The sequence below is a fragment of the Rhodococcus sp. FW305-130 genome, assembly GCF_058788335.1.
Genome location: NZ_JBYTAP010000008.1, coordinates 324117 through 339446 on the forward strand (window position 1 = coordinate 324117; position 15330 = coordinate 339446).

The window sequence follows — 15330 nt, forward strand, 5'->3', positions numbered from 1 at the left end:
CACGGAGGTTGGAATGAGCGCCACGGACACACCCGATACCGGCGCCGTTCCACCCCGGTTGGTGACCACCGCTGGGGTGGCTGACCTGCTACGCCGCCTCAGCGGGACTCACGGCGAACTGATGATGCATCAATCCGGCGGATGCTGCGACGGCTCGGCCCCGATGTGTTATCCCTCAGGCGAATTCATCATCGGGGACCGTGACGTACTACTCGGAATCGTCGATCTCCGACTTGCTGTCGGAGAGATTCCCGAAGACCTTCCCACCGGAACCGACGCTGTACAGGTCTGGATTTCCGGATCACAGTTCGAAGCCTGGAAGCACACCCAGTTGGTGCTGGACGTCGTGCCCGGCCGCGGCAGCGGATTCAGCCTGGAGTCTCCTGAAGGATTCAGATTCCTCAGTCGAGCAAGGGCATTCACACCGGACGAAAACGAAGCACTCGGCGCGTCGAGCATTCTCGTGGGCGCTGATTGGGAAGCGGGCGTGCGTCCTTCGCCCCCGACGGTTCCCCAGGTCGTCGCCGAGGCCGTCGATGCCTGCCCGGTGCCGGGCGCGGCCGCCCGATCCTGAGAACGGCCGCCTGAAGAAGATCTGAACAGACTCGGGGCCGCTCACATGACAGCCAGTTAACAGCACGGTCATCTCCACGCGACCTTCTCCGTACATCGCCCACATACCGTTCATTTCACGCGACGCATCCACCGTGCGTCGTCTCATTCTTGACCGATTCAGAGGATGGACATGTCTCTTTCCGACCACGCAACCGGCAAAAACGCCGGTGCCGCGGGTGCACACCACGACGGCGCAGACTTCCATGCGGAAGACAATTCGTATCTGGAGAAACGAACACTCCGAAAGGGAACAGCAGGGTGGGTGCTGCTTGCGGGGTTGGGTGTCAGCTATGTGATTTCCGGTGACTACGCCGGCTGGAACAACGGTCTGGCCGAAGGTGGTTTCGGTGGCCTTCTCATCGCGGCCGTCGTCATCGCGGGGATGTACCTGGCGATGGTGCTCGGTATGGCCGAGATGTCGTCGGCACTTCCTGCCGCTGGTGGTGGATACACGTTTGCCAGACGGGCCATGGGGCCATGGGGCGGATTTGCCACCGGCACAGCAATTCTCATCGAGTACTCGATAGCACCCGCAGCGATCGCGACCTTCATCGGTGCGTACGTCGAGTCCCTGAACCTCTTCGGGATCACCGACGGGTGGTGGGTGTACCTCGCGGTGTACGCGATCTTCATCGGCATTCACCTCACCGGCGCCGGTGAGGCACTCAAGGCGATGTTCATCATCACCGCCATTGCACTCGTCGGCCTGGTCGTGTTCGCGGTTTCGGCTGTCGGCCTTTTCGATTCGTCCAACCTCACCGATATCGCCGTCGACACCAGCGCAGTCGGATCCTCGTCGTTCCTGCCATTCGGTCTGCTCGGAATCTGGGCCGCCGTGCCCTTCGCGATCTGGTTCTTCCTTGCCGTCGAAGGTGTACCGCTTGCCGCAGAGGAAGCACGTGAGCCGGAGAAGAACGTCCCCCGCGGCATCATCATCAGCATGTTGATCCTGATCGTCACAGGCGCAACGGTTCTCTTCCTCGCCACCGGCGCGCTCGGCGCCGATGCCCTGTCCACCTCCGGAAATCCGCTCGTCGAGGCGCTGGGGGACAGCGGAGCGGCAAAGGCCGTCAACTACATCGGACTTGCCGGTCTGGTCGCGAGCTTCTTCTCGATCATGTACGCCTACTCACGTCAGACGTTTGCTCTCTCCCGCGCCGGCTACCTGCCGAAGAACCTGTCGGTGACCAACAAGCGCAAGGCCCCCACTCTCGCGCTCGTCGTTCCCGGAATCATCGGCTTCGCGCTCTCACTCACCGGTGAAGGTGCCATGTTGCTCAACATGGCGGTGTTCGGCGCGGCAGTCAGCTACGTCCTGATGATGGTGAGTCACATCGTTCTTCGTAAGCGTGAGCCGAACATGCCGCGCCCGTACCGCACGCCCGGCGGTATCGCCACCACCTCGTTTGCGCTCGTGATCGCGGCAGTGTCGGTGGTGGCCACCTTCCTGGTCGATCCCGTTGCGGCATTGCTGACGTTGGTTGCCTTCGGAGTTCTGATGGCGTACTTCGGTCTCTACAGTCGTCACCACCTTGTTGCCAACTCGCCGGACGAGGAGTTTGCTGTACTTGCACAGGCGGAAGAAGAATTGGGATGAGTCGCGGGATGGCCAAGTATCACCAGCAGGTATCCGGAACCAACTACTCGTTCGACGGTCTCGTCGATCTGATGGCAAAAGCGACACCACTGCGGTCGGGTGACGAACTCGCCGGTTGCGCGGCAAGCTCCGATGCTGAACGTGCTGCTGCCCAATGGGTTCTGGCTGATCTTCCGTTGACTGTGTTCCTCGAAGATCTGTTGGTTCCGTACGAGGACGACGAGGTCACCCGGCTCATCATCGACAGCCACGATCGCCTCGCATTTGCGCCAGTGGCCCACCTGACTGTTGGCGGATTACGGGACTGGCTGCTCGAGACTGCGTCGGCGCCGGAAGCTTCAGCACGCTTGTCCGCCGTGAGTCCCGGTCTGACCCCCGAGATGGTAGCCGCCGTCAGCAAGATCATGCGCAATCAGGACCTGATCGCCGTCGCCAAGGCCATCACGGTCACCGCGGGGTTCCGCACTACCATCGGACTGCCTGGACGGCTGAGCACCCGACTCCAGCCAAACCACCCGACGGACGATCCACGCGGCATTGCGGCGGCCACATTGGACGGTCTCCTGATGGGATGTGGCGACGCCGTCATCGGCATCAACCCTGCGACGGATTCACCCCAGGCCACCTCGGATCTGCTCCACCTGCTCGACGACATCCGTCAGCGATTCGAGATCCCGACTCAGTCGTGCGTGCTCTCTCACGTGACCACCACGATCGGACTGATCGAATCGGGGGTGCCGGTCGATCTTGTCTTCCAATCGATTGCCGGTACCGAAGGCGCCAATTCCGGTTTCGGAGTGAACATTCCGCTACTGCGCGAAGGTAACGAGGCCGGACGCTCCTTGAACCGCGGAACGGTCGGCAACAACGTCATGTACCTCGAGACAGGGCAGGGGTCCGCCCTCAGTTCAGGTGCCCACTACGGCACCGGCGGAGCCCCGGTCGATCAGCAGACACTCGAGACCAGGGCATACGCCGTGGCCCGAGATCTCGAGCCGCTGCTGGTCAACACGGTGGTCGGTTTCATCGGTCCCGAGTACCTCTACGACGGCAAGCAGATCATTCGCGCGGGCTTGGAGGATCACTTCTGCGGAAAACTCCTCGGGCTGCCGATGGGAGTGGACGTCTGCTACACCAACCACGCCGAAGCCGATCAAGACGACATGGACAACCTCCTCACCTTGCTGGGCGTCGCCGGCGCGGCGTTCGTGATCGCGGTGCCCGGCGCCGACGACGTGATGCTCGGCTATCAAAGTCTGGCGTTCCACGACGCGTTGTACGTGCGTAAGGTCCTCGGTTTGCAGCCCGCCCCGGAGTTCGAGACCTGGCTCCACAACTTGGGGATGACCGACGCAAACGGTCGGGTTCTTCCGATCGACGCCGAAATGTCGCCGCTGAGGGCTTTGACGGTGAACTCATGACCGAAGATCAGGCACCGATCCTCGATTTCTGGGGTCCACTGCGCAAGACCACACAATCGCGTATCGGGCTGGGGCGTGCCGGAGATTCGTTGCCCACCAAGCGGGTTCTCGAATTTAAGGCAGCACACGCCGCAGCCCGCGACGCAGTGCACGAGCCACTCGATTCCGAGACTCTCGCCAGTCGGGTCGACGGGGTGGGTATCGGGGCACCGGTGGTGGTCGCGAGCAGCGTCTCCACTCGCAGCGAGTATCTCCGGAGACCCGACCTGGGGCGACAACCCGCGGACCTGAGCGCGATCAAGAGCTCCGACAAGGAAATCGGGTTCATCCTCGCCGACGGACTCTCCCCGCGAGCACTGATGGACCACGGCGAGCAACTACTGTCCGCGTTGGTCACGGCGTTGGGGGAGCGGTACTCGATTGCGCCGCCGGTGATCGCCACGAATGCCCGTGTGGCACTGGGTGATCACATCGCCGCCGCGATGGGAGTGCAGACGGCGATCGTCCTGATCGGCGAACGTCCAGGGCTCTCCGTTGCGGACAGCGTCGGGATCTATCTGACTCATCTTCCCCGCGTCGGTCGTACCGACGCGGATCGAAACTGCATTTCCAATGTCCACCCACCCGAGGGCCTCGGATACGAGCAGGCTGCTCGTGTCGTTCTGGGGTTGGTGACGGGAGCGCGCCAATTGGGCCGCTCCGGCGTCGACCTCAAGGACACCTCTCGCGCCGACGCCGTTGCGTCGGGAGAAGTGCTGACGCTCGATTAGTTGACACCTGCACGGCATACCCGGGTCGATCGACACTCGGGTATGCCGTCGTACCCGAATCACGACGAAAATGAGGGAATCGATGTTCCGTTCGCTGCATGCCCGCGCCCTGTGTGCGTTGGCCGTAGGTAGTGTCCTGTTGAGTGCAACTGCGTGTAGTTCGGCCGAGAGTGCCACGAAAGAGGATGCGGCGCAGAGTAGTTCATCCTGCGCGGCGTTGGATCCCAGTCTGGCGTGGTACGGCGTCAACCGTGTGAGGTTGGATGCCATGATGACGGAGTTCGGAACGTGTGGAGCTGCAGGTGATGTCGATGACGGCGCTCCGTTGGCGCTCTTCGACTGGGACAACACAGTTGTCAAGAACGACATCGGAAGCGCCACTGCATTCTGGATGATCAAGAACAACAAGGTGTTACAGCCCGCCGGAGCGGACTGGGCGACCACGAGTCGCTTCATGGCTCCAGCCGGCGCTGCCGCACTTTCCGCCGCGTGTGGCTCGGAGACCGCCCCGGGTCAACCCTTGGTAACCAGTACCGACTTGGACTGCGCTGACGAGATCGTTGCGGTACTCGAGGAGAAGACTCGCGACGGACAGGTTGCATTCGACGGCTACGATCACCGCCGGACCAAGGCTGCATACGCGTGGGCGGTGCAGTTGATGGCGGGGCACACCGAGGACGAGATCACCGAGTACGCCCGCGCAGCGCGTGCTGAGAATCTCGCTGCTGCAGAAGGATCCGATCAGACCGTCGGTACCACGGAAGTCGACGGCTCGGTGCGTTACTACGCGCAAATTGAAGATTTGGTGGAAACCCTCGGCGCTCATGGATTCGACGTGCGGATCATCTCCGCGTCGGCCGAACCGGTCGTTCGTGTCTGGTCGGAGCAGCTGGGATTGGATGCCGATCACGTGATGGGAGTTCGGCCGATCGTCGAGGGCGGCGTTCTGACGGGGCGCCTGCGGGGATGTGGTGGGGTTGCGGACGGTGACGACTCGGTCATTCCGTACATCGACGGGAAGCGGTGCCAGGTCAACGAGGTTGTCTACGGGGTCCAAGGGCCTACGGCGTTCGAGCAGTTGCCTGCGGATCGGCGTCAGGTGTTTGCTGCCGGTGATTCTGTCACCGACGTGACGTTCCTCGGAGATGCGACCGGTGCGCGCCTGGTGATCAACCGCAACAATCCCGAACTGATGTGCAATGCCTACGACAACAGTGACGGAAAATGGCTGGTCAACCCCATGTTCATCGAACCGAAAGCACAGGCGGATGCTCCCTATCACTGCTCGACCGATGCATACACCGACGCGGCCGGGGAGAAAGGCGCCGTGACTCGTGCGGACGGCAGCGTGATCCCCGATCAGGTCGATTCCGTCGCCTGAAACGATATCGGGCGCTCAGAAGTAGAAGGTGCGATTCCTGGCGGCGCATTTGAGTTTGCCCACCTGTAGACCGGCAAAGGCGATCCATCGACCCCGCGGCATTCCGCTGAGCCTTTGTGGAATCAACGGATTCAGCAAGATTAGGCCGGCAAGAGTGGTGAGCGAAGATTTTATCGTCGGTCGTCGGACCCCGTAGTCACGAAATGCAAGAAATAGCTCGACTTCAGCCATACCGTACGACACGGTCTGGTGCCATGTTCCGCTAAGGGTTGATCGAAGCCGGTAGGCGACGGTTGCCTTAGGCGCGTGGGCGAAGGACAGGCCTGAGATCTGGGCTCGCCACGAAAACTCGACATCCTCGCCCGCTGTCATCGATTCGTCAAAGCCGCCGATCGAATCGAAGGCGCGCTTCCAGATTCCAATGTTGCAACCCATCGCAGAAGGAAGAAAGCGGCCGAGAACCAGCCCGTCCGTCGAGGAAAACGGTCGCCACGAATGCACTTCCGGCGAATTGATCGATTCTGATTCCACGCCGCCGGCAATCAGATCTGCGAATTCGGCCGAAAGAAGCAGCTGGGTCAGCCAGGAGCTGTGGACGCGGTCGTCACCGTCGCAAAATGCAAGAAATTGCCCACGCGCATTTGCCGACCCATTGTTCCGGGCAAAGCTGATTCCAGCTCTCTGAGAAGAATCTATATATCGAAGGTCGAGCTCAGCCGTGAGCGGGTGATTTGCAATGTGCTGTTCGAGACCGTCTGTCGATCCATTGTCACTCACGATGACCTCGAAAACTCCGCCGAAGTTCTGCTCGCTCAACGCAGTCAGCTGGACGTCGATGTATTTCATGACGTTTAGGCAGGGGATTATCACAGACACCATCGGAGCTATCACGCTGCAAACATACCGGATCGTCCGAATTGTCAGTCGGGGAGCCCCTCGTCAGCTACTCGACACATGGCAAAGTGTGTGTGATCTGATTCTTTCGAGCCCTTCACTGGGCTTCGGAGACCCAGGGGTGTCCGCTGACATGCTGGAGCCGCAGAGGCGGCACGTGAGTAGGAGAAATTGATGGCCTTCGCTGGCAATGTGGACGAACTGGCGCTGCTCCAAGCAGTACGTCTCAAGGAGCGGGTCGGAGCGGTTGTACTGGCCGAGCACTTGGGCGTCAGTGCAGCGTCCGGTCAAGCTGCGTACGACGCACTTGTCGCGCAGGGTAAAGCGGCCGAAGCAGAAGGTGTCATCAGCCTGACCGAGAAAGGCCTCGCGGAACTCGAAGATCAGTTGGACGCTGAGCGGGTCTCGATCGACGAGGACTCCATCGGCGAGGTGTACGAGGCTTTCGTTCCGCTGGACGAGGAGTTCGTTGCACTTATCGACGACGCAGACGCGAATTCCCTTGCCGAGCTGGACCGCCGGGCTGCAAACCTGTTCGACGATTTGTCGGCATTCGTTCCGCGGTTGTCCCGCTACCAGGATCTCTTCTCGGATGCTCTCGCTAAAGTTCAAGCGGGGGAGTCCAAGTGGATTTCAGAACCGATCATCGACTCCTATGCCACGGTGTGGGGAGAGATCCGTCAGGAGCTTTTCGGGGCTGCCGGAAAGGCTTGATTCGTAGCGCTGGACCTGACGCAGTTCAGCGTGGGCCGTCCGATTCGTGCGAACGAATCGGACGGCCCACGGCATGTGAAGAGCCGTGAAACTCGTTACCATTGCATACAAGTCGTGACCGAGATCACTCCTACCCCCTTTCGGGGGTAGTGCGGGGGTGAGCCACATCACTACCTTTCCTCCTATCGACGGTGATGCCCACAGGGCGACACCACGGGACCACGGAGGAATCGAGTGACCACAGTCTCTCCCACAGGCGGCAACAGCGCCGCCGGCGCCGGGGGTGCGAGTGCCGCAGGCGCGACACAACCCCCGCAGACCACCAGTGTGCGGCGCGTCGCGATCGCGAGCTGCATCGGCACGACCATCGAGTTCTACGACTTCTTCATCTACGGAACTGCTGCGGCACTTGTCTTTCCGACGGTATTCTTCCCCGCGCTCGGTGCCACCGCGGGAACCGTCGCATCGTTTGCGACCTTCGCAGTCGCATTCATCGCCCGGCCCGTCGGCGCAATGCTGTTCGGACACTTCGGTGATCGCATCGGTCGCAAGAAGACTCTGATCTCGACGCTCCTGCTCATGGGTATCTCGACGCTCCTGATCGGCTTGCTACCCGGTGCGGCAACTATCGGTGTTGCGGCTCCGATCATCCTGGTGCTCTTGCGATTCGGCCAAGGCTTCGCGGTCGGTGGTGAATGGGCAGGCGCAACTCTGCTCACCGCGGAATACGCCCCACCGGGCAAACGTGGTCTGTATGCGATGTTCCCGCAGCTTGGCCCCGCAATCGCCTTCGTGCTCTCGAGCAGTACATTCCTCATCACCGGCGCTGTTCTCGGCGATACCAACCAAGCCTTCCTCGACTATGGCTGGCGTATCCCGTTCTTGTTCTCCATCGTGTTGGTCGGCATCGGCCTCTACATGCGACTCGCCATCGAGGAGACCCCGGTCTTCAAGGCGGAGCAGGCAGAGCGCGTCGCAGAGCAGAAGAACGAAGCACCTCGCACCCTTCCGTTCCTGGATGCCTGGCGGTTCCAGACCAAGGAAATCCTGCTCTCGGCCGGCGCCCTCGCTTGCCTGTTCGCGTTCTTCTACATGGGCACGGCGTTCCTCACGAGCTACGGAACCAAGACCCTCGGCTTCTCCCGCCCGTTCGTCCTGTCGGTCGGTATCGCGTCCGCCTTCGTCTTCGGTGCGGCGATCATCGTCTCCGCCTTGTACTCGGACCGCATCGGGCGTCGCAAGGTCATCATGATCTCTTGTGGTCTGGCTGTGGTGTGGGCGCTCATTCTGTTCCCGCTCCTGGACACCGGAACACCGATCGCGTTCATCCTCGGAATGTTCGGCACGCTGATGATCTTCGGAATCGCGTACGGCCCCTGTGGTGCGCTGCTTCCGGAAATGTTCCAGACCCGCTACCGCTACACCGGTGCCGGCCTCGGCTACAACCTCGCCGGAGTGCTCGGCGGCGCAGTGCCGCCGCTGATCGCCGCACCGCTGGCCTCGGCCTACGGGAGTATGGCCATCGGAATCATGTTGGCAATCCTCGGCGTGGTGAGTCTGGTCTGCACCTGGGCGCTCGTCGAGACCAAGGACCACGCCCTGTAAACACTGTGCGCCTTTATTAACCGCCGGCGGTTAATAAAGGCGCACAGCAGGCGGGTGGGGTGTCCGGACTTCGAACAGTTACAGGCACCCCGCACCGGGAAGTATGTCGTGCATCACACCGAATCGAGTAAATTCGTAGATGAGAGGGTCCGCTGCGGCGGCCCCTCTCATAGGTGCCTGAACAGGTAACCGGAGAGGACAGAACACATGAGTACGCCGCTGCCCAGCTATACGTCCGGAGTATGGGACGGTCCGATGCTGGGCGACACCATCGGAGACAACCTCGATCGCACGGTTGCCGCACACGGCGACCGCGATGCGTTGATCGACCACGCCAGCGGTCGACGATGGACGTACCGGGAGTTCGCCGAGCAGGTGAACGGGCTCGCTGCCGGACTACTTTCCCGTGGTGTGGGGAAGGGCGATCGGGTGGGGATCTGGGCTCCCAACTGTCCGGAATGGACGTTCACGCAGTACGCGACGGCAAAGATCGGCGCGATCCTGGTCAACATCAATCCGGCCTACCGCTCGCACGAGTTGCAGTACGTGCTCGAGCAAGCCGGAATCTCGACGCTGGTGTCTGCGGCCAGCTTCAAGACCTCGGACTACGCGTCGATGATCGAGACGGTGCGGCCGCAGTGCCCGGATCTGACTTCAGTGCTCCTGCTCGGTTCACCCGAGTGGGACGCGGTGCTTGCCGACGGGTTGGCGGCCCAGGCAAGCGATCCGGCTCCGCTCGCAGCTGCCCAAGCCGCGTTGTCGGCCGACGACGCGATCAACATCCAATACACCTCGGGCACTACCGGTTTCCCGAAGGGCGCGACGCTCAGCCACCACAACATTCTCAACAACGGCTACTTCGTCGGCGAGTTGTGCCACTACAGCGAGGTCGATCGGGTGTGCATCCCGGTGCCGTTCTATCACTGCTTCGGCATGGTGATGGGCAACCTTGCGTGCACCAGTCACGGTGCTGCCATGGTCATTCCGGGCCCGGCATTCGATCCGCGCGCCTCGCTCGAAGCCGTCCAGGCCGAAAAGTGCACGTCCCTCTACGGCGTTCCGACGATGTTCATTGCAGAATTGGCGCTGCCGGACTTCGACAGCTTCGATCTGTCGTCCCTTCGCACCGGCATCATGGCGGGTTCGCCCTGCCCGGTCGAAGTGATGAAGCAGGTCATCGATCGTATGGGTATGGCAGAGGTGTCCATCTGCTATGGCATGACCGAGACGTCGCCGGTGTCGCTGCAGACCCGCTCGGACGATTCGATCGAGCAGCGCACCGAAACCGTCGGTCGGGTGGGGCCGCACCTCGAGATCAAGATCGTAGATCCGGCAACCGGACTGACGGTGCCGCGCGGCGAGCCGGGCGAACTGTGCACACGTGGTTACTCGGTCATGCTCGGCTACTGGGAGAACCCGGAGAAGACCGCCGAGGCGATCGACGCTGCCCGGTGGATGCACACCGGAGACATCGGCGTCATGGACGAGGCCGGATACGTCGCTATCACGGGACGCATCAAGGACATGGTCATCCGCGGTGGCGAGAACGTCTATCCGCGTGAGATCGAGGAGTTCCTCTACACCCATCCCGACATTCTCGACGCGCAGGTCATCGGTGTGCCGGACGCAAAGTACGGCGAGGAATTGATGGTGTGGATCCAGATGCGCGAAGGTGCAGACGATCTGGACGCCGATTCGGTCCGTGCCTTCTGTACCGGCAAGCTCGCGCACTACAAGATTCCGCGGTACGTCCATGTCGTGGACGAGTTTCCGATGACAGTCACGGGCAAGGTCCGCAAGATCGCGATGCGAGAACAGGCGATCGAATTGATCGGTCAGGCCTGAGCGTATGTCCGCGAACCCAGGGGAGCGTGAGCCGGTACGCCCCGAGATCGCGCTCTCCTGGAAGCGTTCTCGACTGAGTGGCCTCGATCCGTCGTCGGCAATCGCCGTGGACACCGAGGAGCAAGACGGCGAATCTCGTCTGCTCCGGGCCGCCGCGCCCGTGCTCGACGAGGTGTCGCAACAGATCGCGGGCACCGGTTTCTGTGTGTTGCTTGCTGATCGAGAATGCCGCGTGGTCGCTTCGGTGTACTCCGACAGCCGCGTCGAGCGGACAATCGAGCGGTTGGGCGTCGTCAACGGTTCACGCTTCGGTGAAGAGCACGCCGGTACCAATGCGCTCGGTACGCCGCTCGAGGTAGGTCGAAGTGTGGTGATCCACGGGGACGAGCATTTCCTCGACAGCCTCAAGGGATTGAGCTGCTACGGCCAGCCGATCCTGCATCCCGTCACACGTCGCGTCGAGGGTATTCTCGACATGACCGGCGTTGTCTCGCAGGCCAACCCGCTGTTCGCGCCCTTCCTCGCGCGTGCTGCAGCGGATATCGAGAAACGACTGCTCGAAGGCTCCAAGGCGTCGGAGCAGCGGCTGGTCGACGCATTCCAGCGAGTGTCACATCAGCGCCACATTGCCGTCGCGGCCATCGGCGACGACATCCTGCTGAGCAACCGAACGGCCTTGGATCTGCTCGACACCGCCGACCACGTATCACTCCGGTCCTTGATCGCCGATCTCAATCCTGATCAATCAAGGCTTGTGACAGTCGAATTGGCGTCCGGTGCGCTGGCGCGAGTTCAAGCCGACCGGATTTCCGGGGCCGACGGCGGCGCACTCTTCCTGGTCGAACCACTCCAGCGGGAACGGGCACCCATCCGCAGAACCCACGAGCGGGCACCATCTCCGGGCGAACGACTGCGCCGCGACCTGATGCGGGCGCGGGCGTCGTCGTCCGCAGTTGCCATCTCGGGTGAAGCAGGTTCCGGTCGAACTTCGGCAGCATCGGACGTGGTCGGGAGCGTTGACGCCAGTTGGCACGATGCCACGCGGATCGCGTTCGACGGCCGTGAGCAGTGGATCACCGATCTTGTGCGAGCAGCCCGTAAGCGTTCGGGCGTGGTCGTGATCGAACAGGTGCAGCTCCTTCCCGATTCGGTGTTGCCACTGGTTGCAGACCTGGTCGATGCCAGCGCCGAGGGGCCGAGGATTGTGTTGACCAGCGGCGCGGTCGCGGATTTGCCGCCAGCCATCGTGTCACTCATCTCGCGTTGTGCCTCCAGGATTGCCATCAACCCGCTGCGAGAACGACAAGCCGAGATCGCCGAGTTGGCTCAGGCGATGTTGGAGGGGATCTCGCCCGAATTGAGGTTGACCGCCAGCGCTGCCGAAGCGCTCGCGGCGGCCAGTTGGCCGGGCAATCTGGCCGAATTGCGCGTCGTGTTGAATCGGGCCTCAGGTGAACGCTCGAGTAATCGCATCGACGTCGTCGATCTGCCCGAGGACTATCGCACCACGGCCAAGGTGTCGCGGTTGGCAGGGCGGGAGAAGGCCGAGCGCCAGGCGATCATCGGAGCGTTGAAAGACTGCGGCGGCAACAAGGTTCACGCGTCGGCGCAACTCGGAATCAGCCGAAGCACTCTCTACACACGGATGCGGGCGCTCGACATCACTGTGTAGTTTGCTGTCCGAATTGAGTTGTACAAAGTTCGGACAGTTAGCACCCCCGGAAGCGCGGAAGTATGGCGTGCATCACATTCGCACCTCACTACTTCAGGGGAGTTTCCGATGACGGCAGTAGCCGAACACACAATCAGTTCCGCGGTACAGGGTTTCCTGAACGGACCGAAGAAGCTCTACATCGGCGGCGAATTCGTCGACGCCGCTTCGGGTCAGACCTTCGCGACGTACAACCCGGCTGACGGACAGAAGCTCGCAGACGTGGCACACGGCCAGGCCGAAGACATCGACCGCGCGGTACGCGCCGCCCGAACGGCTTTCGAGGACGGCCCCTGGTCTCGGATGAAGGCAAACGAGCGCGAGCGGATGATCTGGCGCGTCGGCGACATTCTCAGTGCTCGTGCCGAGGAATTCGGTCAGCTCGAAGCTCTCGACAACGGCAAGTCCGTTGCCATCGCCACCGCCGTCGACGTGGCTTGGGCCGCAGACGTTTTCCGCTACTACGCGGGTTGGGCCACCAAGATCGAAGGCAGCACCGTCAACGTGTCGATGCCCTTCTCTCCGGGCGGCGAGTTCCACGCCTACACCCTGCGTGAGGCAATCGGCGTCTGTGGACTGATCGTGCCGTGGAACTTCCCGCTGCTGATGTCGTCGTGGAAGCTCGCCCCCGCGCTCGCCGCCGGCAACACGGTGATCCTCAAGCCCGCTGAGCAGACCCCGCTCACCGCACTGCTTCTCGCGGAGGTCTTCGAAGAAGCAGGCTTCCCGCCCGGCGTCGTCAACATCGTTCCCGGCTTCGGCGATGCAGGTGCTGCACTGTCCGGCCACGACGACGTGGACAAGGTCGCGTTCACCGGTTCCACCGAGGTGGGTAAGAAGATCGTCGACGCCGCCAAGGGCAACCTGAAGAAGGTTACGCTCGAGCTCGGTGGCAAGAGCCCCAACATCGTATTCGCCGACGCGGATTTCGATTCCGCGGTGGAGGGTTCACTCAACGCCTGGCTGTTCAACCACGGTCAGTGCTGCGTTGCGGGTACCCGTCTGTACGTCGAGGACACCATCTTCGAGAAGTTCACCGAGGCCGTCGCGCACGCAGCGAGCCAGGTCAAGATCGGACCCGGCCTCGATCCCACCACCCAGCTCGGACCGCTGGTCTCGCAGGAGCAGTTCGACAAGGTCACCGGCTACCTCCGTGAGGGAATCGCCGACGGCGCACGTGCACTCACCGGCGGTAACCGCTGGGGCGATCAGGGCTACTTCGTCGAGCCCACTGTCTTCGTCGACGTCAAGCCCGAATTCTCCATCGTTCAGGAGGAGATCTTCGGACCCGTCGTGGCAGCGCTGCCGTTCAACGCGGACGACGGACCCATCACTGCCGCAAACGATTCCATCTACGGACTTGCCGCCGGCATCTGGACCCGTGACATTTCCAAGGCCCACCGCACGGCCAAGCGTCTCAAGGCTGGCTCGGTGTGGATCAACCAGTACAACGGCTTCGACACCGCAATGCCTTTCGGCGGATACAAGCAGTCCGGTTGGGGCCGCGAGCTCGGCGCTTCGGCTATCGATCTCTACACCCAGACCAAGGCCGTCAACATCGCCCTCTGACCGACCCCCATCGCTCATTCTCTCGTCCGACAATCAAGGAGATCACCAGTGAAGACCAAAGCTGCTGTACTGCTCGAGCCCGGAAAGCCTTTCGAGATCATGGAACTCGACCTCGACGGCCCGGGGGTGGGTGAGGTACTGATCAAGTACACCGCTGCCGGACTGTGCCATTCGGATCTGCACCTGACCGACGGTGATCTCCCGCCGCGTTACCCGATTGTCGGCGGACACGAAGGCTCGGGCATCATCGAAGAGGTCGGACCCGGCGTCACGAAGGTCAAGCCGGGTGACCACGTCGTATGTAGCTTCATCCCCAACTGCGGCACCTGTCGCTACTGCTCGACCGGTCGCCAGAACCTTTGTGACATGGGTGCCACCATCCTCGAAGGTTCGATGACGGACGGTTCCTTCCGTTTCCACGGCAACGGAATGGATTTCGGCGGAATGTGCATGCTCGGAACGTTCTCCGAGCGCGCCACCATTTCTCAGCACTCGGTGGTCAAGATCGACGACTGGCTTCCCTTGGAGACAGCAGTGGTCGTCGGCTGCGGCGTGCCTTCGGGATGGGGAACGGCAGTCAACGCCGGTAACCTTCGCGCCGGCGACACCGCGGTGATCTACGGCATCGGTGGCCTCGGCATCAATGCCGTCCAGGGCGCCGTTTCGGCCGGCTGCAAGTACGTCGTGGTGGTCGATCCGGTTGCTCTCAAGCGTGAGACCGCACTGAAGTTCGGTGCAACCCATGCCTTTGCAGACGCCGAGAGCGCTGCTGCCAAGGTCAACGAGCTGACGTGGGGACAGGGCGCCGACGCGGCGCTCATCCTTGTCGGCACCGTCGACGAGGACGTGGTCAGTGCAGCGACAGCAGTGATCGGCAAGGGCGGCACCGTGGTGATCACGGGTCTCGCCGATCCGGCCAAGCTGACCGTGCACGTGTCGGGAACCGACCTGACGCTGAATCAGAAGACGATCAAGGGCACGCTGTTCGGATCCATGAACCCGCAGTACGACATCGTGCGACTGCTTCGTCTCTACGATGCGGGTCAGCTCAAGCTCGACGAACTGATCACCAACACCTACAGCCTCGAAGACGTCAACCAGGGCTACCAGGATCTGCGTGATGGCAAGAACATCCGTGGCGTGATCATTCACGACAAGTAGGACAACTGCTGTGCGCCTTTATTAACCGCGGGCGGTTAATAAAGGCC

Annotated in this window: 12 protein-coding genes; 11 read left to right on the forward strand and 1 reads right to left on the reverse strand. The window is 62.0% G+C overall.

The window, feature by feature from the left end; translation table 11 throughout:
* Positions 1–13: 13 nt before the first annotated feature.
* The 5 genes from AC3WQS_RS25190 to AC3WQS_RS25210 all read left to right on the forward strand — a co-directional run bounded on the left by AC3WQS_RS25190 (position 14) and on the right by AC3WQS_RS25210 (position 5784).
* Positions 14–574 (forward strand): DUF779 domain-containing protein, encoded by a 561-nt coding sequence (locus AC3WQS_RS25190; RefSeq protein ID WP_492712446.1) that lies wholly within the window; start codon positions 14–16, stop codon positions 572–574.
* Between the two features lie 165 nt (positions 575–739).
* A complete protein-coding gene (gene eat / locus AC3WQS_RS25195; protein ID WP_003941913.1) occupies positions 740–2212 on the forward strand; it encodes an ethanolamine permease in 1473 nt (490 codons plus the stop codon).
* Positions 2209–3633, forward strand: a complete 1425-nt coding sequence (locus tag AC3WQS_RS25200) for an ethanolamine ammonia-lyase subunit EutB (RefSeq protein WP_019744243.1) — start codon at positions 2209–2211, stop codon at positions 3631–3633. The genes eat and AC3WQS_RS25200 overlap by 4 nt, the downstream gene beginning before the upstream one ends.
* The gene (gene eutC / locus AC3WQS_RS25205) at positions 3630–4403 is read left to right on the forward strand and encodes an ethanolamine ammonia-lyase subunit EutC (protein WP_182263023.1); all 774 of its coding nucleotides are present in this window, start codon (positions 3630–3632) and stop codon (positions 4401–4403) included. Before AC3WQS_RS25200 ends, eutC begins: the two co-directional genes overlap by 4 nt.
* 82 nt (positions 4404–4485) lie before the next feature.
* A complete protein-coding gene (locus AC3WQS_RS25210) occupies positions 4486–5784 on the forward strand; it encodes an HAD-IB family phosphatase (RefSeq protein WP_492712447.1) in 1299 nt (432 codons plus the stop codon).
* 15 nt (positions 5785–5799) lie between these two features.
* Here the strand turns inward: AC3WQS_RS25210 and AC3WQS_RS25215 are convergent, their stop codons facing one another.
* Positions 5800–6663 carry a glycosyltransferase family 2 protein gene (locus AC3WQS_RS25215; RefSeq protein WP_037125930.1) on the reverse strand — a complete coding sequence of 288 codons (864 nt, stop codon included), beginning with the start codon at positions 6661–6663 and terminating at the stop codon, positions 5800–5802.
* Positions 6664–6852: 189 nt separating this feature from the next.
* Here AC3WQS_RS25215 and AC3WQS_RS25220 point away from each other — a divergent pair, with 189 nt between their 5' ends.
* The 6 genes from AC3WQS_RS25220 to AC3WQS_RS25245 all read left to right on the forward strand — a co-directional run bounded on the left by AC3WQS_RS25220 (position 6853) and on the right by AC3WQS_RS25245 (position 15283).
* Positions 6853–7392 carry a hypothetical protein gene (locus AC3WQS_RS25220; RefSeq protein ID WP_029254894.1) on the forward strand — a complete coding sequence of 180 codons (540 nt, stop codon included), beginning with the start codon at positions 6853–6855 and terminating at the stop codon, positions 7390–7392.
* A gap of 234 nt (positions 7393–7626) precedes the next feature.
* Positions 7627–8997, forward strand: coding sequence for an MFS transporter (locus tag AC3WQS_RS25225; RefSeq protein ID WP_019744239.1), 1371 nt, complete (start codon positions 7627–7629; stop codon positions 8995–8997).
* A 207-nt stretch (positions 8998–9204) separates the two neighbouring features.
* Positions 9205–10842, forward strand: coding sequence for an AMP-binding protein (locus tag AC3WQS_RS25230; protein ID WP_069146263.1), 1638 nt, complete (start codon positions 9205–9207; stop codon positions 10840–10842).
* A 4-nt stretch (positions 10843–10846) separates the two neighbouring features.
* Positions 10847–12514 (forward strand): sigma-54-dependent Fis family transcriptional regulator, encoded by a 1668-nt coding sequence (locus AC3WQS_RS25235; RefSeq protein ID WP_428689647.1) that lies wholly within the window; start codon positions 10847–10849, stop codon positions 12512–12514.
* 108 nt (positions 12515–12622) lie between these two features.
* Positions 12623–14122 carry an aldehyde dehydrogenase family protein gene (locus AC3WQS_RS25240; RefSeq protein WP_019744236.1) on the forward strand — a complete coding sequence of 500 codons (1500 nt, stop codon included), beginning with the start codon at positions 12623–12625 and terminating at the stop codon, positions 14120–14122.
* A 48-nt stretch (positions 14123–14170) separates the two neighbouring features.
* Entirely contained in the window at positions 14171–15283 is a 1113-nt protein-coding gene (locus AC3WQS_RS25245) for an NDMA-dependent alcohol dehydrogenase (RefSeq protein ID WP_019744235.1), read from the forward strand.
* Positions 15284–15330 lie beyond the last annotated feature (47 nt).

What these genes read in the sequence shown, in the direction of transcription:
- AC3WQS_RS25220 (WP_029254894.1), top strand. Translation starts at nt 6,853, where the DNA reads ATGGCCTTCGCTGGCAATGTGGACGAACTGGCGCTGCTCCAAGCAGTA.
- eutC (WP_182263023.1), top strand. Translation starts at nt 3,630, where the DNA reads ATGACCGAAGATCAGGCACCGATCCTCGATTTCTGGGGTCCACTGCGC.
- AC3WQS_RS25190 (WP_492712446.1), top strand. Translation starts at nt 14, where the DNA reads ATGAGCGCCACGGACACACCCGATACCGGCGCCGTTCCACCCCGGTTG.
- AC3WQS_RS25240 (WP_019744236.1), top strand. Translation starts at nt 12,623, where the DNA reads ATGACGGCAGTAGCCGAACACACAATCAGTTCCGCGGTACAGGGTTTC.
- AC3WQS_RS25235 (WP_428689647.1), top strand. Translation starts at nt 10,847, where the DNA reads ATGTCCGCGAACCCAGGGGAGCGTGAGCCGGTACGCCCCGAGATCGCG.
- eat (WP_003941913.1), top strand. Translation starts at nt 740, where the DNA reads ATGGACATGTCTCTTTCCGACCACGCAACCGGCAAAAACGCCGGTGCC.
- AC3WQS_RS25200 (WP_019744243.1), top strand. Translation starts at nt 2,209, where the DNA reads ATGAGTCGCGGGATGGCCAAGTATCACCAGCAGGTATCCGGAACCAAC.
- AC3WQS_RS25210 (WP_492712447.1), top strand. Translation starts at nt 4,486, where the DNA reads ATGTTCCGTTCGCTGCATGCCCGCGCCCTGTGTGCGTTGGCCGTAGGT.
- AC3WQS_RS25230 (WP_069146263.1), top strand. Translation starts at nt 9,205, where the DNA reads ATGAGTACGCCGCTGCCCAGCTATACGTCCGGAGTATGGGACGGTCCG.
- AC3WQS_RS25215 (WP_037125930.1), bottom strand. Translation starts at nt 6,663, where the DNA reads ATGGTGTCTGTGATAATCCCCTGCCTAAACGTCATGAAATACATCGAC.